This is a genomic window from Halomonas zincidurans B6 (assembly GCF_000731955.1).
GTDB classification, from domain to species: domain Bacteria; phylum Pseudomonadota; class Gammaproteobacteria; order Pseudomonadales; family Halomonadaceae; genus Modicisalibacter; species Modicisalibacter zincidurans.
The window spans coordinates 2,922,010-2,941,513 of sequence record NZ_JNCK01000001.1 but is presented as its reverse complement, the minus strand read 5'-3'; the positions used below and the strand labels follow the sequence as shown (position 1 = coordinate 2,941,513).

At 62.0% G+C, this 19,504-nt stretch carries 27 protein-coding genes; all 27 read left to right on the top strand.

The features are described 5' to 3' along the window. The first annotated feature begins 60 nt into the window (after positions 1-60). Positions 61-4,278: a DNA-directed RNA polymerase subunit beta' gene (rpoC, locus tag HALZIN_RS0113790; RefSeq protein WP_031384785.1), complete on the top strand. Its 4,218-nt coding sequence runs from the start codon at positions 61-63 to the stop codon at positions 4,276-4,278. 146 nt (positions 4,279-4,424) lie between these two features. Next, positions 4,425-4,799: a 30S ribosomal protein S12 gene (gene rpsL, locus HALZIN_RS0113785; protein WP_031384784.1), complete on the top strand. Its 375-nt coding sequence runs from the start codon at positions 4,425-4,427 to the stop codon at positions 4,797-4,799. 144 nt (positions 4,800-4,943) lie between these two features. Beyond that, positions 4,944-5,414, top strand: coding sequence for a 30S ribosomal protein S7 (gene rpsG / locus HALZIN_RS0113780; RefSeq protein ID WP_031384783.1), 471 nt, complete (start codon positions 4,944-4,946; stop codon positions 5,412-5,414). A gap of 32 nt (positions 5,415-5,446) precedes the next feature. Next, entirely contained in the window at positions 5,447-7,567 is a 2,121-nt protein-coding gene (fusA, locus tag HALZIN_RS0113775; RefSeq protein ID WP_031384782.1) for an elongation factor G, read from the top strand. Between the two features lie 29 nt (positions 7,568-7,596). Then, positions 7,597-8,790, top strand: coding sequence for an elongation factor Tu (gene tuf, locus HALZIN_RS0113770; protein ID WP_031384781.1), 1,194 nt, complete (start codon positions 7,597-7,599; stop codon positions 8,788-8,790). Between the two features lie 164 nt (positions 8,791-8,954). Further along, a complete protein-coding gene (gene rpsJ, locus HALZIN_RS0113765; RefSeq protein ID WP_031384780.1) occupies positions 8,955-9,266 on the top strand; it encodes a 30S ribosomal protein S10 in 312 nt (103 codons plus the stop codon). A gap of 149 nt (positions 9,267-9,415) precedes the next feature. After that, complete coding sequence (gene rplC, locus HALZIN_RS0113760) at positions 9,416-10,054, top strand: 50S ribosomal protein L3 (protein ID WP_031384779.1); 639 nt, start codon at positions 9,416-9,418, stop codon at positions 10,052-10,054. Between the two features lie 13 nt (positions 10,055-10,067). After that, on the top strand, positions 10,068-10,676 hold the full coding sequence (gene rplD, locus HALZIN_RS0113755; RefSeq protein ID WP_031384778.1) for a 50S ribosomal protein L4: 609 nt from the start codon (positions 10,068-10,070) through the stop codon (positions 10,674-10,676). Then, positions 10,673-10,969 (top strand): 50S ribosomal protein L23, encoded by a 297-nt coding sequence (rplW, locus tag HALZIN_RS0113750; protein ID WP_031384777.1) that lies wholly within the window; start codon positions 10,673-10,675, stop codon positions 10,967-10,969. Before rplD ends, rplW begins: the two co-directional genes overlap by 4 nt. Positions 10,970-10,986: 17 nt before the next feature. Further along, positions 10,987-11,817, top strand: coding sequence for a 50S ribosomal protein L2 (rplB, locus tag HALZIN_RS0113745; RefSeq protein WP_031384776.1), 831 nt, complete (start codon positions 10,987-10,989; stop codon positions 11,815-11,817). 33 nt (positions 11,818-11,850) lie between these two features. Next, the gene (gene rpsS, locus HALZIN_RS0113740; RefSeq protein WP_031384775.1) at positions 11,851-12,126 is read left to right on the top strand and encodes a 30S ribosomal protein S19; all 276 of its coding nucleotides are present in this window, start codon (positions 11,851-11,853) and stop codon (positions 12,124-12,126) included. Between the two features lie 18 nt (positions 12,127-12,144). Next, positions 12,145-12,477, top strand: coding sequence for a 50S ribosomal protein L22 (gene rplV / locus HALZIN_RS0113735; protein WP_031384774.1), 333 nt, complete (start codon positions 12,145-12,147; stop codon positions 12,475-12,477). An 11-nt stretch (positions 12,478-12,488) separates the two neighbouring features. Further along, positions 12,489-13,187 (top strand): 30S ribosomal protein S3, encoded by a 699-nt coding sequence (gene rpsC, locus HALZIN_RS0113730; RefSeq protein ID WP_031384773.1) that lies wholly within the window; start codon positions 12,489-12,491, stop codon positions 13,185-13,187. Between the two features lie 15 nt (positions 13,188-13,202). Further along, positions 13,203-13,616: a 50S ribosomal protein L16 gene (gene rplP / locus HALZIN_RS0113725; protein WP_031384772.1), complete on the top strand. Its 414-nt coding sequence runs from the start codon at positions 13,203-13,205 to the stop codon at positions 13,614-13,616. After that, positions 13,616-13,807, top strand: a complete 192-nt coding sequence (rpmC, locus tag HALZIN_RS0113720; RefSeq protein WP_019020535.1) for a 50S ribosomal protein L29 — start codon at positions 13,616-13,618, stop codon at positions 13,805-13,807. The genes rplP and rpmC overlap by 1 nt, the downstream gene beginning before the upstream one ends. A gap of 1 nt (position 13,808) precedes the next feature. Further along, on the top strand, positions 13,809-14,069 hold the full coding sequence (gene rpsQ / locus HALZIN_RS0113715; RefSeq protein ID WP_031384771.1) for a 30S ribosomal protein S17: 261 nt from the start codon (positions 13,809-13,811) through the stop codon (positions 14,067-14,069). Positions 14,070-14,122: 53 nt separating this feature from the next. Beyond that, on the top strand, positions 14,123-14,494 hold the full coding sequence (gene rplN, locus HALZIN_RS0113710) for a 50S ribosomal protein L14 (protein WP_031384770.1): 372 nt from the start codon (positions 14,123-14,125) through the stop codon (positions 14,492-14,494). A 14-nt stretch (positions 14,495-14,508) separates the two neighbouring features. Then, on the top strand, positions 14,509-14,826 hold the full coding sequence (gene rplX / locus HALZIN_RS0113705) for a 50S ribosomal protein L24 (protein WP_031384769.1): 318 nt from the start codon (positions 14,509-14,511) through the stop codon (positions 14,824-14,826). A gap of 18 nt (positions 14,827-14,844) precedes the next feature. Next, complete coding sequence (gene rplE / locus HALZIN_RS0113700) at positions 14,845-15,384, top strand: 50S ribosomal protein L5 (protein ID WP_031384768.1); 540 nt, start codon at positions 14,845-14,847, stop codon at positions 15,382-15,384. 10 nt (positions 15,385-15,394) lie between these two features. Next, complete coding sequence (gene rpsN, locus HALZIN_RS0113695) at positions 15,395-15,700, top strand: 30S ribosomal protein S14 (protein ID WP_031384767.1); 306 nt, start codon at positions 15,395-15,397, stop codon at positions 15,698-15,700. Between the two features lie 28 nt (positions 15,701-15,728). After that, positions 15,729-16,121, top strand: a complete 393-nt coding sequence (gene rpsH / locus HALZIN_RS0113690; RefSeq protein ID WP_031384766.1) for a 30S ribosomal protein S8 — start codon at positions 15,729-15,731, stop codon at positions 16,119-16,121. Between the two features lie 9 nt (positions 16,122-16,130). After that, positions 16,131-16,661: a 50S ribosomal protein L6 gene (gene rplF / locus HALZIN_RS0113685; protein ID WP_031384765.1), complete on the top strand. Its 531-nt coding sequence runs from the start codon at positions 16,131-16,133 to the stop codon at positions 16,659-16,661. Between the two features lie 9 nt (positions 16,662-16,670). After that, positions 16,671-17,021 (top strand): 50S ribosomal protein L18, encoded by a 351-nt coding sequence (gene rplR / locus HALZIN_RS0113680; RefSeq protein WP_031384764.1) that lies wholly within the window; start codon positions 16,671-16,673, stop codon positions 17,019-17,021. Between the two features lie 11 nt (positions 17,022-17,032). Continuing rightward, positions 17,033-17,533 carry a 30S ribosomal protein S5 gene (gene rpsE, locus HALZIN_RS0113675; protein ID WP_031384763.1) on the top strand — a complete coding sequence of 167 codons (501 nt, stop codon included), beginning with the start codon at positions 17,033-17,035 and terminating at the stop codon, positions 17,531-17,533. 6 nt (positions 17,534-17,539) lie between these two features. Beyond that, positions 17,540-17,722 carry a 50S ribosomal protein L30 gene (rpmD, locus tag HALZIN_RS0113670; protein ID WP_031384762.1) on the top strand — a complete coding sequence of 61 codons (183 nt, stop codon included), beginning with the start codon at positions 17,540-17,542 and terminating at the stop codon, positions 17,720-17,722. A 3-nt stretch (positions 17,723-17,725) separates the two neighbouring features. After that, positions 17,726-18,160 carry a 50S ribosomal protein L15 gene (gene rplO, locus HALZIN_RS0113665; RefSeq protein WP_031384761.1) on the top strand — a complete coding sequence of 145 codons (435 nt, stop codon included), beginning with the start codon at positions 17,726-17,728 and terminating at the stop codon, positions 18,158-18,160. Then, positions 18,161-19,495, top strand: a complete 1,335-nt coding sequence (secY, locus tag HALZIN_RS0113660) for a preprotein translocase subunit SecY (protein ID WP_031384760.1) — start codon at positions 18,161-18,163, stop codon at positions 19,493-19,495. It begins immediately after the preceding gene. Positions 19,496-19,504 lie beyond the last annotated feature (9 nt).

Below are 19,504 nucleotides of genomic sequence, written 5' to 3'. Positions count from 1 at the left end.
TCCGCGGGACCCCGCTGGATTCGGGTCCCGCTCATGACAACTCCGCAACGGAGCGACCCCATGAAAGATTTGGTGAAAGTCCTCAAATCGCAGTCACAGTCCGACGAGTTCGACGCGATCAAGATATCGCTGGCGTCGCCGGACATGATTCGCTCCTGGTCGTATGGCGAAGTCAAGAAGCCGGAGACCATCAACTACCGTACGTTCAAGCCCGAGCGTGACGGCCTGTTCTGTGCCAAGATCTTCGGCCCGGTGAAGGATTACGAATGCTTGTGCGGCAAGTACAAGCGCATGAAGCATCGCGGCATCATCTGCGAGAAGTGCGGCGTCGAGGTGACCAAGGCGGTGGTGCGCCGCGAGCGCATGGCACACATCGAGCTGGCCAGCCCGGTCGCGCACATCTGGTTCTTGAAGTCGCTGCCGTCGCGCATCGGCATGTTCCTCGACATGACCCTGCGCGACATCGAGCGGGTGCTGTACTTCGAATCGTTCGTGGTCATCGATCCGGGCATGACCACCCTCGAGCGCGGTCAGCTGCTCAACGACGAGCAGTACTTCGAGGCGCTCGAGGAGTTCGGCGACGACTTCGACGCGCGGATGGGCGCCGAAGCGGTCCAGGCGCTGCTCAAGGACATCGATCTCGGCGAGGAGATCGAGCGTCTGCGCGAGGAGATTCCGCAGACCAACTCCGAAACCAAGATCAAGAAGCTCTCCAAGCGCCTCAAGCTGCTGGAGGCCTTCCACAAGTCCGGCAACGCCCCGGCGTGGATGGTCATGGAAGTGCTGCCGGTGCTGCCGCCGGACCTGCGTCCGCTGGTGCCGCTGGACGGCGGACGCTTCGCGACCTCGGATCTCAACGACCTGTACCGCCGAGTGATCAACCGCAACAACCGCTTGAAGCGCCTGCTCGATCTCAATGCGCCGGACATCATTGTGCGCAACGAGAAGCGTATGCTGCAGGAATCGGTGGATGCGCTGCTCGACAACGGCCGTCGCGGCCGGGCGATCACCGGCTCCAACAAGCGTCCGCTCAAGTCGCTGGCCGACATGATCAAGGGCAAGCAGGGGCGCTTTCGTCAGAACCTGCTGGGCAAGCGCGTCGACTATTCCGGGCGTTCGGTGATCACCGTCGGCCCGACCCTGCGCCTGCATCAGTGCGGTCTGCCCAAGAAGATGGCGCTCGAGCTGTTCAAGCCGTTCATCTATTCCAAGCTGCAATCCAGCGGCCAGGCGTCCACCATCAAGGCCGCCAAGAAGATGGTCGAGCGCGAGCTGCCCGAGGTGTGGGATATCCTCGCCGACGTCATCCGCGAGCATCCGGTGCTGCTCAACCGCGCGCCGACCCTGCACCGCCTGGGCATCCAGGCGTTCGAACCGCTGCTGATCGAAGGCAAGGCGATCCAGCTGCACCCGCTGGTCTGCGCCGCCTACAACGCCGACTTCGACGGCGACCAGATGGCCGTGCACGTGCCGCTGACGCTGGAAGCCCAGCTCGAAGCGCGCGCGCTGATGATGTCGACCAACAACGTGCTGTCGCCGGCCAACGGCGAGCCGATCATCGTGCCGTCGCAGGACGTGGTGCTGGGTCTGTACTACATGACCCGCGAGAAGATCAACGCCAAGGGCGAGGGGATGGTGTTCGCCAATCTCAAGGAAGTCGAGCGCGCCTTCGGCACCCAGAGCGTGTCGCTGCATGCCCGGGTCAAGGTTCGTCTGACCGAGTATCTGCCCGAGGTGGAAGACGGCGAGCTCATCGAGAAGACCTCGCTGTACGACACCACCGTCGGCCGTGCGCTGCTGTTCCGCATCCTGCCCAAGGGCGCGCCGTTCTCGCTGGTCGACCAGCCGATGAAGAAGAAGTCGATCTCTAGATTGATCAACGAGGTCTATCGCAGCGCCGGCCTCAAGGAAACGGTGATCTTCGCCGACCAGCTGATGTACACCGGCTTTCGGCTGGCGACCTGGTCCGGGGCGTCGATCGGCGTCAACGACTTCGTCATCCCCGGTGCGAAGGCCGAGATCGTCGACGCCGCCGAGGACGAGGTCAAGGAGATCGAGGATCAGTTCTCCTCGGGCCTGGTCACCGCCGGCGAGAAGTACAACAAGGTCATCGACATCTGGTCGAAGGCCAACGACAAGGTCGCCAAGGCGATGATGACGGGGATTTCCAAGGAAACCGTCACCGACCGCGAAGGCAACCAGGTCGAGCAGGACTCGTTCAACAGCGTGTTCATCATGGCCGATTCCGGGGCGCGGGGTAGCGCCGCGCAGATTCGCCAGTTGGCGGGCATGCGCGGGCTGATGGCCAAGCCGGACGGCTCGATCATCGAGACCCCGATCGTCGCCAACTTCCGTGAAGGCCTGAACGTTCTGCAGTACTTCATCTCGACTCACGGCGCGCGCAAGGGCCTGGCGGATACGGCACTCAAGACCGCCAACTCCGGCTACCTGACGCGGCGTCTGGTCGATGTCGCCCAGGACCTGGTGGTCACCGACACCGACTGCGGCACCGAGGAAGGTCTGACGCTGCATCCGGTCATCGAGGGCGGCGACATCATCGTCTCGCTGGCCCAACGCGTGCTGGGTCGCGTGGTGGCCCGCGACGTCGTCGATCCGTCCAGCGACGAGGTGCTGATTCCCAAGGGCACGTTGCTCGACGAGGCCTGGTGCGAGGATCTCGACACCATGGGTGTCGACGAGATCGTGGTGCGCAGCGCAATCAGCTGCGAGACCCCGCATGGCGTCTGCTCGGCGTGCTACGGACGCGATCTGGCGCGCGGCCATCAGGTCAACCAGGGCGAGTCGGTGGGCGTCATCGCCGCCCAGTCGATCGGTGAGCCGGGTACCCAGCTGACCATGCGTACCTTCCACATCGGCGGCGCCGCGTCGCGCGCCTCGGCGGTGGACAGCGTGCAGGTCAAGCACGGCGGCCGGGTGCGGCTGCACAACATCAAGCACGTCGAGCGCGCCGACGGCAAGCTGGTGGTGGTGTCCCGTTCCAGCGCCCTGGCCGTCGCCGACGACCACGGTCGCGAGCGCGAGTACTACAAGCTGCCCTACGGCGCCGAGCTGTCGGTCAAGGATGGCGATGCGGTCGACGGCGGTCAGACGGTCGCCAAGTGGGACCCGCATACCCACCCGGTGGTCGCCGAGGTCGAGGGCAAGGCGCAGTACATCGACATGGACGAGGGCATCACCATCCACCGCAGCGTGGACGAGATGACCGGTCTGTCGTCGATCGAGGTGATCGAGGCGGCGTCGCGGCCGGCGGCGGGTCGCGACAAGCGGCCGCTGCTGATGCTGCTCGACGAGGCCGGCGAGCACGTCACGCTGCCGGGCTCGAACACCCCGGTGCAGTACCTGCTGCCCGGCCGGGCGATTGTCTCGGCGGAAAACGGCGCCACGATCGGCGTCGGTGAGGTGATTGCGCGCATCCCGGTGGAGGCATCCGGCAACAAAGACATCACCGGGGGGCTGCCGCGGGTCGCCGACCTGTTCGAGGCGCGCAAGCCGAAGGAGCCGTCGATCCTCGCCGAAATCACCGGTGTGATCAGCTTCGGCAAGGAGACCAAGGGCAAGCGTCGTCTGACGATCACTCCGGAATCCGGCGATCCGTTCGAGATGCTGATTCCGAAATGGCGCCAGATCGCGGTGTTCGAGGGCGAGACCGTCGAGAAGGGCGAGGTGATCTCCGACGGGCCGAGCAACCCGCACGACATCCTGCGGCTGCTGGGTGTCGCCGAGCTGGCCAAGTACATCACCGCCGAGATCCAGGAGGTCTATCGCCTCCAGGGCGTGGGCATCAACGACAAGCACATCGAAGTGATCGTGCGTCAGATGTTGCGCAAGGTGGAGATTACCGACGCCGGCGACGCCGACTTCATTCCCGGCGATCAGGTCGAGCTGGTCCGGGTGCTCGAGGAGAACGCCCGCCTGGCCGGCGAGGACAAGTTCCCGGCCAAGTACGAACGCGTGCTGCTGGGCATCACCAAGGCCTCGCTGGCCACCGAGTCGTTCATCTCCGCGGCTTCCTTCCAGGAGACCACGCGGGTGCTGACCGAGGCGGCGGTGACCGGCAAGCGCGACTACCTGCGCGGGCTCAAGGAGAACGTCGTGGTGGGTCGTCTGATCCCGGCGGGCACCGGCTTGACGCATCACGCCGAGCGCCGTCGCCGGCGCGAGGAGGCGGCCAATCCGTATCAGCCGTCGGCCTACGACGTCGAGCAGGAGCTGGGTGCCCAGCTGACCGCGCTCGATGCCGACGACGACGACCTGTAAGGCAGTGCGCGGGAGGGGCCGGCACCTTGGGCGCCGGCCTTGACGCCGCTCGTGGCAAGACTTTAGAATGCCCAGCCTTTAATAGTGGGGTGGGTACGCCCGCGCTTGCTATTAAGGCAAGGCAACCATTGGAGACAGCTACAGACATGGCAACGATCAACCAGCTCGTGCGCAAGCCGCGCAAGCGCCAGGCCGCCAAGAGCGACGTGCCGGCGCTTGAGGCCTGCCCGCAGCGCCGCGGGGTCTGCACCCGCGTGTACACCACCACGCCGAAGAAGCCGAACTCAGCACTGCGCAAGGTGTGCCGCGTTCGTCTGACCAACGGCTACGAAGTCACCTCCTATATCGGCGGTGAAGGCCACAATCTTCAGGAGCACTCCGTGGTCCTGATCCGTGGCGGCCGTGTCAAGGACTTGCCGGGTGTGCGCTATCACACCGTGCGTGGCGCACTCGATACCTCGGGCGTGCAGAATCGTAAGCAGGGCCGTTCCAAGTACGGCACCAAGCGTCCCAAGACCTAACCGTCCGGACGTCGCAATATCAGCGTAACTATTTCGAGCGTAACAACGGTCAGATAAGAGTAAGGTCGAGCGGCGCCCGCGGTTGTAGGTCTCGGCGCGCGAGTCTCGGGTTTACCTGAAGGACCCTTCAATTGAGGGCTTATCATGCCTAGAAGAAGAGTTGCCGCTAAGCGCGAGATTCTTCCGGATCCTAAATTCGGAAGCGAGCGCCTGGCTAAGTTCATGAACCACTTGATGTACGGCGGCAAGAAATCTGTAGCTGAGCGTATCGTATACGGTGCGCTGGACCGGGTTGCCGAGCGCGGGAAAGATGCGCCGCTGGAAATCTTCGACAAGGCCCTGGAGGCGATCCAGCCGATGGTCGAGGTCAAGTCACGCCGGGTTGGTGGTGCGACTTATCAAGTGCCCGTGGAAGTGCGTCCCTCGCGGCGTCAGGCGCTGGCCATGCGCTGGCTGGTCGACGCCGCCCGCAACCGTGGTGAGAAGACCATGGTGCTGCGTCTGGCCGGCGAAATGCTGGACGCCGCCGAAGGCAAGGGCGCTGCCGTGAAGAAGCGTGAAGACGTGCATCGCATGGCAGAAGCCAACAAGGCCTTCTCTCACTACCGCTTCTAAAGCGTCGCTTCTAACCAACGGGGAGTCCCATCGTGGCACGTAAGACACCACTCAAGCGTTACCGCAATATCGGTATCGTTGCCCACGTCGACGCCGGGAAGACCACCACTACCGAGCGTGTCCTGTTCTATACCGGTCTGTCCCACAAGGTCGGCGAGGTCCATGAGGGCGCTGCCACCATGGACTGGATGGAGCAGGAGCAGGAGCGTGGCATCACCATCACCTCCGCGGCGACCACCTGCTTCTGGCAGGGCATGAGCAAGCAGTTCGATGAGCATCGCATCAACATCATCGACACCCCGGGGCACGTCGACTTCACTATCGAAGTCGAGCGCTCCCTGCGCGTGCTCGATGGTGCAGTCGTCGTGCTGTGCGGCAGCTCCGGCGTTCAGCCGCAGACCGAGACCGTGTGGCGTCAGGCCAACAAGTACGAAGTCCCGCGCATGGTGTTCGTCAACAAGATGGACCGTGCCGGTGCCGACTTCTTCATGGTCATCGATCAGTTGAAGAGCCGGCTGGGCGCCAATGCCGTGCCGATCCAGATCAACTGGGGCGCGGAAGAGGAGTTCAAGGGCGTCGTCGACCTGATCGAGATGAAGGCGATCCTGTGGGACGAAGCCAACCACGGCATGAACTACGAGTTGGTCGACATTCCGGCTGACCTGCAGGAAACCGCCGAGAAGTACCGCGAGGAAATGGTCGAGGCCGCCGCCGAGGCGTCCGAGGAATTGACCGAGAAGTACCTCGAAGGTGGTGAGCTGACGATTGCCGAGATCAAGGCCGGCCTGCGTCGTCGCACGCTGGACAACGAGATCGTGCTGGTCACGTGTGGCTCCGCGTTCAAGAACAAGGGCGTCCAGGCGGTGCTCGATGGCGTCATCGAGTACATGCCGTCACCCACCGAGGTCAAGGCCATCGAGGGTGAGCTGGACGACAAGGACGGCACCATCGCCACGCGCGAAGCGGACGACAGTGCGCCGTTCTCGGCCCTGGCCTTCAAGATCGCTACCGATCCGTTCGTCGGCACCCTGACCTTCATTCGCGTCTATTCCGGCGTGCTAAAGTCCGGTGACAGCGTTTACAACTCTGTTAAACAGAAAAAAGAGCGCGTGGGCCGTATCGTCCAGATGCACGCCAACTCCCGTGAAGAAATCAAGGAAGTTCTGGCGGGTGACATTGCGGCCTGTATCGGTCTCAAGGACGTCACCACTGGTGACACCCTGTGCGACATCAACGAGAAGATCGTTCTGGAGCGCATGGAGTTCCCGGATCCGGTCATCTCGGTGGCGGTCGAGCCGAAGTCCAAGGCCGATCAGGAGAAGATGGGCGTCGCACTGGGCAAGCTGGCTCAGGAAGACCCGTCGTTCCGCGTCCAGACCGACGAGGAGACCGGCCAGACGATCATCTCCGGCATGGGCGAGTTGCATCTCGACATCCTCGTCGACCGCATGCGTCGCGAGTTCAAGGTCGAGGCCAACATCGGCAAGCCGCAGGTGGCCTATCGCGAGACCATTCGTCGCAGTGTCGAGCAGGAAGGCAAGTTCGTCCGTCAGTCGGGCGGTCGCGGTCAGTACGGTCACGTGCACCTGCGCATCGAGCCGTTGACGGCCGAAGACAAGGGCGAGGACGAGGACATGCACTTCAAGTTCGCGTCCGAGATCGTCGGCGGTGTGGTTCCCAAGGAATACGTGCCGGCCGTCGAGAAAGGGGCCTATGAGCAGCTGCAGAACGGTGTCATCGCGGGTTACCCGATGATCGACGTCAAGGTTACGCTGTTCGACGGCTCCTACCATGACGTGGACTCCAACGAGACCGCGTTCAAGATCGCCTCTTCGATGGCGGTCAAGGAAGGGGCTCGCAAGGCCAAGGCCGTCCTGCTGGAGCCGGTGATGAAGGTCGAGGTCGTGACCCCGGAGGATTTCATGGGTGATGTCATGGGCGACCTGAACCGCCGTCGTGGCCTTGTACAGGGCATGGATGACTCCTCTATGGGCAAGGTCATCCGCGCCACGGTTCCGTTGGCTGAGATGTTCGGTTACGCGACCGATCTGCGTTCTCAGACCCAGGGCCGCGCAAGCTACACCATGGAGTTTGCGAATTACGAAGAGGCGCCGTCCAGCGTCGTTGAAGCCGTCATCAACCAGAACGGTTAACCGTTAGCTAACGTAAAGAGGTTATAGCAGTGGCTAAGGAAAAATTTGAGCGTTCCAAACCGCATATCAACGTCGGCACCATCGGTCACGTCGACCACGGCAAGACCACGCTGACTGCGGCTCTCACTCGTGTTTCCGCCGAGGTGTTCGGTGGCGACTGGCGCGCCTTCGATACCATCGACAACGCTCCCGAAGAGCGTGAGCGTGGTATCACCATCTCGACCGCGCACGTCGAGTATCAATCCGAGACGCGTCACTACGCCCACGTCGACTGCCCGGGACACGCCGACTACGTCAAGAACATGATCACCGGTGCTGCGCAGATGGACGGCGCGATCCTGGTCTGTTCCGCCGCTGACGGCCCGATGCCGCAGACCCGCGAGCACATCCTGCTGTCGCGTCAGGTCGGCGTGCCGTACATCGTCGTGTTCCTGAACAAGGCCGACATGGTCGACGACGAAGAGCTGCTCGAGCTGGTCGAGATGGAAGTGCGCGAACTGCTCTCCGAGTACGACTTCCCGGGCGACGACACGCCGATCATCATCGGTTCCGCGCTGATGGCGCTCGACGGCAAGGACGACAACGGCATGGGCACCACCGCCGTTGCCAACCTGATCAAGTCCCTCGACGAGTACATCCCGGAGCCGGAGCGTGCCATCGACCAGCCGTTTTTGATGCCGATCGAGGACGTGTTCTCGATCTCCGGTCGCGGTACCGTGGTGACCGGTCGCGTCGAGCGCGGCATCGTCAAGAGCGGCGAGGAAGTCGAGATCGTCGGTCTCAAGGACACCGTCAAGACCACCGTTACCGGTGTCGAGATGTTCCGCAAGCTGCTCGACGAAGGGCGTGCCGGCGAGAACATCGGTGCCCTGCTGCGTGGCACCAAGCGTGACGACGTCGAGCGTGGCCAGGTCCTGGCCAAGCCGGGCAGCATCAACCCGCACACCGTCTTCGAAGCCGAAGTCTACGTGCTGTCCAAGGAAGAAGGCGGTCGCCATACCCCGTTCTTCAAGGGCTATCGTCCGCAGTTCTACTTCCGGACCACCGATGTGACCGGAACCTGTGAACTGCCGGAAGGCGTCGAGATGGTCATGCCGGGCGACAACGTGCAGATGACCGTCACGCTGATCGCGCCGATCGCCATGGAAGACGGCCTGCGCTTCGCGGTTCGCGAAGGCGGTCGTACCGTGGGCGCCGGCGTCGTCGCCAAGATCGTCAAGTAAGTCTCGGACTGCTGATGATTGAAGGGGGCTCCGCAAGGAGCCCCCTTTTCTGCGCATGTTGGCTTTCCCGTTTGACTCTGGGAAGTTGCATGCCTATAATGCGCATCCTTTAAATGCGTGGGTAGACGGCTCGCGCCGTCGACATCCATTGGAGTTTAGGGCTAATGCAGAACCAGAAGATTCGCATTCGGCTGAAGGCATTCGACCATCGCCTGATCGACCAGTCCGCCCAGGAGATCGTGGATACCGCGAAGCGGACCGGGGCTCAGGTGCACGGCCCGATTCCGCTGCCGACCAACCGTGAGCGCTACACGGTGCTGATCTCGCCGCACGTCAACAAAGACGCGCGCGACCAGTACGAGATTCGCACTCACAAGCGCGTGCTCGACATCGTCGAGCCGACGGAGAAGACCGTCGATGCGCTGATGAAACTCGACCTCGCCGCCGGCGTGGACGTCCAAATCAAGCTCGATTGATACCACACTAGTCACTGCGGCCCAGCGCTGGTCACACCGTATCAGCAGCAGCCGCCACGCCGTGATGGCGTCATACAACGTGCTAGTGGAATGCTCTGGAAAGGGCAGCCATAGCGGGTGATAGCCCCGTACACTATAGGAGACTGAACATGACTATCGGTTTGGTCGGTAAGAAGAGCGGTATGACCCGCGTCTTCACCGAAGATGGCGCATCCGTGCCCGTAACCGTTATCGAGGTTGAGCCTAACCGCGTGACCTGTGTCAAGACCGTCGAAAGCGACGGTTACAACGCGGTGCAGGTGACAACCGGTTCCCGCAAGGCCAAGCATCTGACCAAGGCGGCCGCAGGCCAGTTCGCCAAGGCAGGCATCGAGGCCGGTCGTTCATTGATGGAGTTCCGTCTTGCCGAAGGCGAGCAAGCTCCGCAAGTGGGCGGCGAAATCACCGTATCCCTCTTTGAAGCTGGTCAGAAGGTCGACGTGACCGGCACCTCCAAGGGCAAGGGCTTCCAGGGCGCCGTCAAGCGCTGGAACTTCCGCACCCAGGACATGACCCACGGCAACTCCCTGTCCCATCGGGCACCCGGCTCCATCGGCCAGTGCCAGACCCCGGGGCGCGTTTTCAAGGGCAAGAAGATGGCCGGTCAGATGGGCAACGCCCGGACTACCGTCCAGAGCCTGGAAATCGTCCGTGTCGATGCCGAACGCAACCTGCTGCTGATCAAGGGCGCCGTTCCTGGTGCGCCGGGCGGCGACGTGATCGTTCGCACAGCCGTGAAAGCTCGCTGAGGGGTAACTACCGATGAATCTGAATCTTGCAGGTGCAAGCGCCGGTACTGTCGAAGTCGCCGACGCAACCTTTGGCAAAGAATTCAACGAAGCGCTGGTCCACCAGGTGGTCACCGCCTATCTGGCGGCGGGCCGTCAGGGCACCCGCGCTCAGAAGACCCGTTCCGACGTGCGTGGCGGCGGCAAGAAGCCGTGGCGCCAGAAAGGCACCGGTCGCGCACGCGCCGGTACCATCCGCTCGCCGCTGTGGCGTAGCGGCGGTGTGACCTTTGCGGCACGTCCCCAGGACTACACCCAGAAGGTCAACCGCAAGATGTACCGCGCGGCGATGCGTTCGATCCTCTCCGAGCTGATCCGTCAGGAACGCCTGGTGGTGGTCGAGGAGTTCGCCGTCGAGACGCCCAAGACCAAGCAGTTGGTGGCCAAGCTGGGCGAGCTGGGTCTCGAAAAAGTGCTGATCGTCAGCGACGACATCGACGAGAAGCTCTATCTGGCCGCTCGCAACATTCCCAACGTGGATGTGGTCGACGTCCCCGCTGCCGATCCGGTGAGCCTGGTCGCCTTCGACAAGGTGCTGGTCACCGTCTCCGCTCTGCGCAAATTCGAGGAGAAGCTGGCATGAACCAGGAACGTGTATTCAAGGTTCTGCTCGGACCGCACGTGACCGAGAAGGCCGCCTTCGCCGCCGAGAACAACCAGTACGTGTTCAAGGTGGCCAGTGACGCGACCAAGCCGGAGATCAAGAAGGCCGTTCAGGCGCTCTTCGGCAAGCAGGTCGAGCGCGTGCAGGTCCTCAACGTGAAGGGCAAGACCAAGCGCACCCAGAATGGCACGGGCCTGCGCAAGGGCTACCGCAAGGCCTACGTAACGCTGGCAGCGGGCGAGACCCTCGAAGACTTCTCTGGCGCCGAATAAGGGCAGGAGTACGGATCATGGCAGTAGTTAAGACCAAACCCACATCCGCCGGTCGTCGCCACCTGGTAAAGGTCGTCAACGACGAGCTCTACAAGGGCCGGCCGTACGCGCCGCTGCTCGAGAAGCAGTCGAAGTCCGGCGGGCGTAACAACCATGGCCGCATCACCACGCGTCACGTGGGCGGCGGCCATCGTCAGCATTATCGCCAGATCGACTTCAAGCGCAACAAGGATGGCGTTCCCGCCATCGTCGAGCGCCTCGAGTACGATCCCAATCGCAGTGCTCACATCGCGCTGCTGAAATATCTGGACGGCGAGCGTCGCTACGTGATCGCGCCCAAGGGCGTGAGCGCGGGCGATCAGCTGGAATCCGGGGTCAATGCGCCGATCAAGCGTGGCAACACGCTGCCGCTGCGCAACATCCCGCTGGGTTCCACCGTTCATTGCATCGAGCTCAAGCCCGGCAAGGGCGCGCAGTTGGCACGCAGTGCCGGTGCCAGCGCCCAGCTGGTCGCTCGCGAGAGCAACTACGCCACCCTGCGTCTGCGCTCCGGCGAGATGCGCAAGGTGCTGGCGGAATGCCGCGCGACACTCGGTGAGGTGAGCAACTCAGAGCACAGCCTCCGTCAACTCGGCAAGGCCGGTGCCAAGCGCTGGCGCGGTGTGCGCCCGACCGTTCGCGGTGTCGCGATGAACCCGGTGGACCACCCGCACGGCGGCGGTGAAGGCCGCAGCAGTGGCGGCCGTCATCCGGTCAGCCCGTGGGGCGTTCCCACCAAGGGCCACAAGACCCGCAAGAACAAGCGCACCGACAAGCTGATCGTCCGTCGCCGCAAGGCCCGGAAATAAGATCCAACGCCAAGACATCAAGAGGTAACGGCTGTGCCACGTTCACTGAAGAAAGGTCCATTTATTGACCTTCATCTGTTGAAGAAGGTTGAGACTGCAGTGGAAAAGAACGACCGCAAACCGATCAAGACCTGGTCGCGTCGTTCGATGATCCTGCCCAACATGGTCGGGCTCACCATTGCAGTCCATAACGGTCGCCAACACGTCCCGGTGCACGTCTCCGAGGAAATGGTTGGCCACAAGCTGGGCGAATTCGCTGCTACCCGCACCTATCGCGGCCATGCGGCGGACAGGAAAGCCAAACGGTAAGCCAGAGAGGGATTAGAGATGGAAGTCACAGCTAAGCTGCGTGGCGCTCGTTTATCCGCCCAGAAGGCCCGTTTGGTGGCTGACCAGGTGCGCGGTAAGCCGGTCGCCGAAGCGATTGACCTGCTGACCTTCTCGCCGAAGAAGGCTGCCAAGCTGGTCAAGAAGACGCTTCAGTCCGCCATTGCGAACGCGGAAGAAAACAACGGCATGGACATCGACGAGCTGCGTGTCTCGACCATCTGTGTCGATGAGGGCATGACGCTCAAGCGCATCCAGCCGCGCGCCAAGGGCCGTGCGGATCGCATCTTGAAGCGCACATGCCACATCACCGTCAAGGTAGCCGAGAAGTAGGAGTCGACCAGATGGGTCAGAAAGTAAATCCGACAGGTATTCGGCTGGGTATCGTCAAGGACCATACTTCGGTCTGGTACGCCGAACGCGGTGCTTATGCCGACAAGCTGAACAGCGATCTCGAAGTGCGCAGCTTCCTGGAACAGCGTTTGAAGAACGCCTCCGTGAGCCGCATCACCATCGAGCGCCCCGCGAACAACGCTCGTATCACCATTCACACTGCCCGTCCGGGCATCGTGATCGGCAAGAAGGGCGAAGATGTCGACCGGCTGCGCCGCGACGTCACCGCGATGATGGGCGTGCCGGTACACGTCAACATCGAGGAAGTCCGCAAGCCGGAACTCGACGCCCAGCTCGTCGCGCAGAACGTGTGCGGCCAGCTCGAGCGCCGGGTGATGTTCCGTCGTGCCATGAAGCGCGCCGTACAGAACGCCATGCGCCTGGGCGCCGGCGGCATCAAGATCCAGCTGTCAGGGCGTCTTGGTGGTGCGGAAATCGCGCGTACCGAATGGTATCGCGAAGGCCGTGTGCCGCTGCACACCCTGCGTGCGGACATCGATTACGCGACCTACGAAGCCCACACCACCTACGGCGTCATCGGCGTCAAGGTGTGGATCTTCAAGGGTGAAATCCTCGGGGGCATCGAAGAGGTGCGTGCCAAGCAGAAGCAACAGGCTCAGGCTGCGCCCAAGAAGAAAGGTTCCAAGTAAGGGGAGATGTAATCGATGTTGCAACCCAAGCGTACGAAATTCCGCAAGGTGATGAAGGGCCGCAATCGTGGCCTGGCACACCGCGGAAGCAAGGTGAGTTTCGGCGAATACGGCCTCAAGGCGACGGGTCGCGGTCGCGTCACCGCTCGCCAGATCGAAGCCGGTCGGCGTGCGATCACGCGCCACGTCAAGCGTGGCGGCAAGATCTGGATCCGGGTCTTTCCGGACAAGCCAGTGACCAAAAAGCCGCTGGAAGTCCGGATGGGTAAGGGCAAGGGCTCCGTCGAGTACTGGGTCGCGCAGATCCAGCCCGGCAAGGTGCTCTACGAGATCGAAGGGGTCCCGGAGGAGCTGGCGCGTGAAGCCTTCTCGCTGGCGGCTCAGAAATTCCCGGTCTCGACCACCTTTGTGAAACGGACGGTGATGTGATGAAAGCCCAGGAAATTCGTGAAAAATCGGTCGAAGCGCTGCAGGAGCAGCTTTTCGAACTCCTCCGCGAGCAGTTCAACCTGCGTATGCAGAAGGCCACCGGCCAGTTGAGCCAGACCCATCTGCTCAAGCAGGTGCGCCGGGATATTGCCCGCGTGAAGACGGTGCTCAACGAGAAGGCAGGTGACTGAGATGGCCGAAGCAAAGAAAGCCCGTACGCTCACCGGAACGGTGGTGAGCGACAAGATGGACAAGTCGATTGTCGTGATGATCGAGCGTCGTGAACGCCATCCGATCTACGGCAAGTACATGAAGCGCTCCACCAAGCTGCACGCCCACGACGAGGCGAACCAGGCCAAGGCCGGCGACACGGTATCCATCGAGGAATGCCGGCCGCTGTCCAAGAAGAAGGCCTGGACGCTGGTTGAGGTCGTTGAGCAGGCCAAGGGCTGATCGGCTCGCGCCTTTCGGAACCAGTGCAGTCAGATTAGGTTTGGAGAAAACCGATGATTCAGACTCAGACAATGCTGGATGTCGCCGACAACAGCGGCGCGCGCCGGGTGCAGTGCATCAAGGTGTTGGGCGGTTCGCACCGTCGCTACGCCCGCGTGGGTGACATCATCAAGGTAACGGTGAAAGAGGCCATTCCGCGTGGCAAGGTCAAGAAAGGCCAGGTCATGAAAGCGGTCGTGGTCCGCACCCGCAGTGGCGTCCGTCGCAACGACGGTTCGCTGATCCGCTTCGATGGAAATGCGGCGGTTCTGTTGAACAACACCAACGAACAGCCGGTCGGTACCCGTATCTTCGGGCCGGTCACTCGTGAACTGCGTACCGAGAAGTTCATGAAGATCATTTCCTTAGCGCCTGAAGTGCTGTAAGGAGCGAGGCGGATATGCAAAAGATCAAACGTGACGACGAAGTAATCGTCATTGCCGGCAAGGACAAGGGCAAACGTGGCAAGATCAAGCGCGTTCTCGATAACGACCGCTATGTCGTGTCGGATGTGAACATGATCAAACGTCACACCAAGCCCAACCCCATGCTGGGCAACCAGGGGGGTATCGTCGAGCGCGAGGCTTCGATTCACGCGTCCAATGTGGCCATCTTCAATGCGGAGACCGGCAAAGCGGATCGCGTCGGCTTCCAGATGTCGGAAGACGGTACCAAGGTACGTATCTACAAGTCGACGCAAAAGCAGATCGACGCCTAACGCGAGTCGGATGGCAAAATGGCGAACTTGAAAGAACGTTATCAGAACGAGGTGGTGGCTCAACTCCGCGAGCAGTTCAGCTACGCCAACGTCATGCAGGTACCCCGGATCACCAAGGTGACCCTCAACATGGGTGTCGGTGACGCGACCAGCGACAAGAAGCTGATCGACAACGCTATCGGTGACCTGGAGAAGCTCTCCGGTCAGAAGCCGATGGTCACCAAGGCACGCAAGTCCATCGCGGGTTTCAAAGTCCGCGAAGGCTGGCCGATCGGGATCAAGGTGACCCTGCGCAGCGAGCGCATGTGGGACTTCCTCGATCGCCTGGTGAACATCGCTATCCCGCGCGTGCGCGACTTCCGGGGTCTCAACCCGAAGTCCTTCGACGGCCGTGGCAACTACTCAATGGGCGTGCGTGAGCAGATCATCTTTCCGGAGCTCGAGTATGATAAGATCGACCGGATTCGTGGTCTCGATGTAACCATCACCACCACTGCCAACAGCGATGATGAAGGCCGTGCGCTGCTCAGCGCGCTGAACTTCCCGTTCAAGAAATAAGGGTGGGATCATGGCAAAGAAAAGCATGGTTGAGCGTGAGCAGAAGCGCGCGGAGCTGGTGGCCAAATATGCCGCCAAGCGCGCCGAGCTCAAGGCTGTAATCTACGACGTCAACGCTTCCGATGAAGAGCGCTTCGACGCCCAGCTCAAGCTGCAGTCGTTGCCGCGCGATTCCAGTCCGGTCCGTCAGCGTAATCGCTGCCGCATCACCGGACGACCGCACGGCTACTACAACAAGTTTGGCTTGGGTCGCAACAAACTGCGCGAAGCAGCCATGCGTGGCGACGTTCCCGGACTCAAGAAGTCCAGCTGGTAACGCCACGAAGAATCAGGAGCGTAACGTAATGAGCATGCAAGATACGCTGGCGGATATGTTCACCCGTATCCGCAATGCGCAGATGGCTACCAAGGAGACGGTCACCATGCCGTCCTCCAAGCTGAAGGTCGAAGTGGCCCGTGTATTGAAGGACGAGGGCTACATCGGCGACTTCGCGGTTGCCGAAGGCGCCAAGCCGCAGCTGTCGGTGACCCTCAAGTACTTCGAGGGCAAGCCGGTCATCGAGCACATCCAGCGCGTTTCCAAGCCGTCCCTGCGCATCTACAAGGGCAAGGGCGAGCTGCCGAAAGTCGCGGATGGCCTGGGTGTCGCGATCGTTTCCACCTCCAACGGGGTGATGACCGATCGCGCAGCGCGCAGCGCCGGTGTCGGTGGTGAAGTCATCTGCACCGTATTCTAGGAGTGACGAATGTCCCGCGTAGCCAAGTATCCGGTTAAACTGCCGAGCGGCGTCGAGGTCAAGCTCGACGCCGCCCAGCTGACCGTCAAGGGCGGTCAGGGCTCCCAGAGCATGACCGTTCACCCCGACGTGGTGATCGGTCAGGAACAGGGTCAGCTGACCTTCGCTCCGGGCGAGTCCGCCAAGAGCTGGGCGATGGTCGGCACCACACGTGCACTGGTCCAGAACATGGTCACCGGTGTCACCGAAGGCTTCACCAAGTCTCTCGAGATCAATGGCGTCGGCTACCGTGCCCAGGCAAGTGGCAAGACGCTCAACCTGACACTGGGTTTCTCTCACCCGGTCGAATACACGTTGCCCGAAGGTGTCACGGCGGAAACGCCCAAGAACACCGTCATCGTGCTGAAGAGCGCGAGCAAGCAGCAGCTCGGCCAGGTGGCAGCGGAAATTCGCGCCTTCCGTCCGCCCGAGCCCTACAAGGGCAAGGGGATACGGTACGGCGACGAAGTTGTCCGCCGCAAAGAAGCCAAGAAGAAGTAAGGCAGGGTTATGAACGCGAAGAAAGAATCTCGTCTCCGTCGTGCCCGCCGCGCTCGCGCCAAGATTCGCGAGCTGGGCGTGTATCGCCTGAGCGTCAATCGTACGCCGCGCCACATCTACGCGCAGATCATCTCGCCGGACGGCGGCCAGGTCCTGGCCAGTGCCTCCACGCTGGATAGCTCGTTGCGTGAGGGCGGAACCGGCAACGCCGATGCTGCCGCCAAGGTGGGCGCCTTGATTGCCGAGCGCGCCAAGCAGGCGGGCATCACTCAGGTCGCCTTCGATCGTGCCGGGTTCAAGTATCACGGCCGCGTCAAGGCGCTGGCCGATGCCGCACGCGAAGGCGGCCTGGAATTCTAAAGGGTTTAACGATGGCGAATATCGAACAGAAAGGCGGCGACCTGCAAGAGAAGCTGGTGCAGGTCAACCGTGTCGCCAAAGTGGTCAAGGGTGGCCGTATCTTCGGTTTCACCGCGCTGACCGTCGTCGGTGACGGCAACGGCCGGGTCGGCTTCGGCCGCGGCAAGGCGCGTGAAGTGCCGGTGGCGATCCAGAAGGCGATGGACCAGGCGCGCCGCAACATGGTCAAGGTCAACCTGCGTGGCAGCACGCTGCAGTACCCGGTGAAGGCCCGTCACGGCGCCTCCAAGGTGTTCATGCAGCCGGCTTCCGAAGGTACCGGGATCATCGCCGGCGGTGCCATGCGCTCCGTGCTCGAGCTGGCCGGCGTCCATGACGTCCTGGCCAAGTGCTACGGCTCCACCAATCCGGTCAACGTGGTGCGCGCGACCATCAACGGTCTCTCCGCCATGCAGTCACCGGACGACATCGCCGCCAAGCGCGGCCTGTCCGTCGAAGAGATCGCGGGGTAAGGCACCATGGCAGCTTTGATCAAGGTTACTCAGGTGCGCAGCACCATCGGCATTCTGAACAAGCACAAGGCCACCATGAAGGGTCTTGGGCTGCGCCGCATCGGGCACACCGTCGAGTTGGAAGACACCCCGGCCGTACGCGGTATGGTCAACAAGGTCAATTACCTTGTTCGTGTTGAGGGAGAGTGATCCATGAAACTCAATAGCCTGAGCCCGGCTCCGGGTTCCAAGCACGCCGAAAAGCGTGTCGGTCGTGGCATCGGCTCCGGTCTGGGCAAGACCGGCGGTCGTGGCCACAAGGGCCAGAAATCTCGTTCCGGTGGCAGCGTCAAGCCGGGCTTCGAGGGTGGCCAGATGCCGCTTCAGCGTCGGCTGCCCAAGTTCGGCTTCACGTCGGCCAAGTCGCTGGTTTCCGAGGAAGTGCGTCTCGGCGAGCTGGCCAAGGTCGAAGGCGAGATCGTCGATCTGGAAACGCTGAAGCAGGCCAACGTGCTCAAGGACGCCACGCGATTCGCGAAGGTGATCCTTTCCGGCGAACTGAACAAGGCGGTTAGCGTGCGCGGACTCAAGGTCACCAAGGGTGCCCGTGCCGCGATCGAAGCCGCCGGCGGCAAGGTCGAGGAATAAATGGCTAAGTCAGGAAACATGCCGGCAATGGGGGGAAGCGGCTTGAGTGAACTCTGGGCGCGCTTGCGCTTCGTGTTCATCGCCATCGTGGTGTATCGCATCGGTGCCCATATCCCCGTGCCCGGTATCGATCCTGACCAGCTCGCTGCCTTGTTCAGGGAAAACCAGGGCACCATCCTGGGCATGTTCAACATGTTCTCCGGGGGTGCGCTGTCGCGCATGAGCATTCTGGCGTTGGGGATCATGCCATATATCTCCGCGTCGATCATCATGCAGCTTCTGACGGCGGTCTCGCCTCAGCTTGAGCAGCTGAAGAAAGAAGGTGAGGCCGGCCGGCGCAAGATCAGCCAGTACACCCGTTACGGGACCGTGTTGCTGGCGTTGATTCAGGCGACCGGCATGGCAGTCGGTCTGGTCGGGCAGGGCGTGACCTACACCAGCGATTTCAGCTTCTACTTCACGGCGATCGTGTCGTTCGTCGCCGGTGCGGTGTTTTTGATGTGGCTGGGCGAGCAGATCACCGAGAAGGGGATCGGCAACGGCATTTCGCTGCTTATCTTCGCCGGCATCGTCGCCGGGTTGCCGGGCGCGATCGGGCAGTCCTTCGAGCTGGCGCGCAACGATGGCGCCTGGAACGTGCTGCCGCTGTTGGCGCTCTCGCTGCTGGCGATCGCTACCGTGGCCTTCGTGGTGTTCATCGAGCGTGGCCAACGCCGCATCACGGTGAACTATCCTCGCCGTCAGGTCGGCAACAAGATGTATGCGGGGCAGAGCAGCTATTTGCCGCTCAAGGTCAATATGGCCGGTGTCATTCCGGCGATTTTCGCCTCGAGCATCCTGCTGTTTCCGGCCTCGATCGGACAGTGGATGGGCTCCGCCGAAGGCTTCGAGTGGTTGCAGGTGATCTCGCAGTCGCTGGGCCCGGGGCAGCCGCTGTACATATTGCTTTTCGCCGCGGCAGTGGTATTCTTCTGCTTCTTTTATACAGCGCTGGTCTTCAATCCCAAGGATGTGGCTGACAATCTCAAGAAGTCAGGCGCGTTTCTTCCGGGCATCCGCCCCGGCGAGCAGACCGCTCGCTACGTCGACAAGGTCATGACCCGCTTGACGTTGTTCGGTGCCCTCTACATCACCGCTGTTTCCCTGATGCCGCAGTTCCTGATCATTGCCTGGAACGTTCCGTTCTTCTTCGGCGGAACCTCCTTGCTGATCGTGGTGGTGGTCATCATGGACTTCATGGCCCAGGTTCAATCGCATCTGATGTCGAACCAGTACGAGTCGGTGATGAAGAAGTCCAACCTGAAAGGCTACGGAAGCGGCGGCCTGATGCGCTGAGCGCGCACG

Coding starts and splice junctions, on each gene's coding strand:
- rpsH (WP_031384766.1), top strand. CDS start 15,729: ATGAGCATGCAAGATACGCTGGCGGATATGTTCACCCGTATCCGCAAT.
- rplD (WP_031384778.1), top strand. CDS start 10,068: ATGAATCTGAATCTTGCAGGTGCAAGCGCCGGTACTGTCGAAGTCGCC.
- rplR (WP_031384764.1), top strand. CDS start 16,671: ATGAACGCGAAGAAAGAATCTCGTCTCCGTCGTGCCCGCCGCGCTCGC.
- rpmC (WP_019020535.1), top strand. CDS start 13,616: ATGAAAGCCCAGGAAATTCGTGAAAAATCGGTCGAAGCGCTGCAGGAG.
- rpsJ (WP_031384780.1), top strand. CDS start 8,955: ATGCAGAACCAGAAGATTCGCATTCGGCTGAAGGCATTCGACCATCGC.
- rpsG (WP_031384783.1), top strand. CDS start 4,944: ATGCCTAGAAGAAGAGTTGCCGCTAAGCGCGAGATTCTTCCGGATCCT.
- rplF (WP_031384765.1), top strand. CDS start 16,131: ATGTCCCGCGTAGCCAAGTATCCGGTTAAACTGCCGAGCGGCGTCGAG.
- rpsN (WP_031384767.1), top strand. CDS start 15,395: ATGGCAAAGAAAAGCATGGTTGAGCGTGAGCAGAAGCGCGCGGAGCTG.
- secY (WP_031384760.1), top strand. CDS start 18,161: ATGGCTAAGTCAGGAAACATGCCGGCAATGGGGGGAAGCGGCTTGAGT.
- rplP (WP_031384772.1), top strand. CDS start 13,203: ATGTTGCAACCCAAGCGTACGAAATTCCGCAAGGTGATGAAGGGCCGC.
- rplV (WP_031384774.1), top strand. CDS start 12,145: ATGGAAGTCACAGCTAAGCTGCGTGGCGCTCGTTTATCCGCCCAGAAG.
- rplW (WP_031384777.1), top strand. CDS start 10,673: ATGAACCAGGAACGTGTATTCAAGGTTCTGCTCGGACCGCACGTGACC.
- rplX (WP_031384769.1), top strand. CDS start 14,509: ATGCAAAAGATCAAACGTGACGACGAAGTAATCGTCATTGCCGGCAAG.
- rplE (WP_031384768.1), top strand. CDS start 14,845: ATGGCGAACTTGAAAGAACGTTATCAGAACGAGGTGGTGGCTCAACTC.
- rpsE (WP_031384763.1), top strand. CDS start 17,033: ATGGCGAATATCGAACAGAAAGGCGGCGACCTGCAAGAGAAGCTGGTG.
- rpoC (WP_031384785.1), top strand. CDS start 61: ATGAAAGATTTGGTGAAAGTCCTCAAATCGCAGTCACAGTCCGACGAG.
- rpsQ (WP_031384771.1), top strand. CDS start 13,809: ATGGCCGAAGCAAAGAAAGCCCGTACGCTCACCGGAACGGTGGTGAGC.
- rplN (WP_031384770.1), top strand. CDS start 14,123: ATGATTCAGACTCAGACAATGCTGGATGTCGCCGACAACAGCGGCGCG.
- rplO (WP_031384761.1), top strand. CDS start 17,726: ATGAAACTCAATAGCCTGAGCCCGGCTCCGGGTTCCAAGCACGCCGAA.
- rplB (WP_031384776.1), top strand. CDS start 10,987: ATGGCAGTAGTTAAGACCAAACCCACATCCGCCGGTCGTCGCCACCTG.
- rpsC (WP_031384773.1), top strand. CDS start 12,489: ATGGGTCAGAAAGTAAATCCGACAGGTATTCGGCTGGGTATCGTCAAG.
- rpsL (WP_031384784.1), top strand. CDS start 4,425: ATGGCAACGATCAACCAGCTCGTGCGCAAGCCGCGCAAGCGCCAGGCC.
- rpmD (WP_031384762.1), top strand. CDS start 17,540: ATGGCAGCTTTGATCAAGGTTACTCAGGTGCGCAGCACCATCGGCATT.
- rplC (WP_031384779.1), top strand. CDS start 9,416: ATGACTATCGGTTTGGTCGGTAAGAAGAGCGGTATGACCCGCGTCTTC.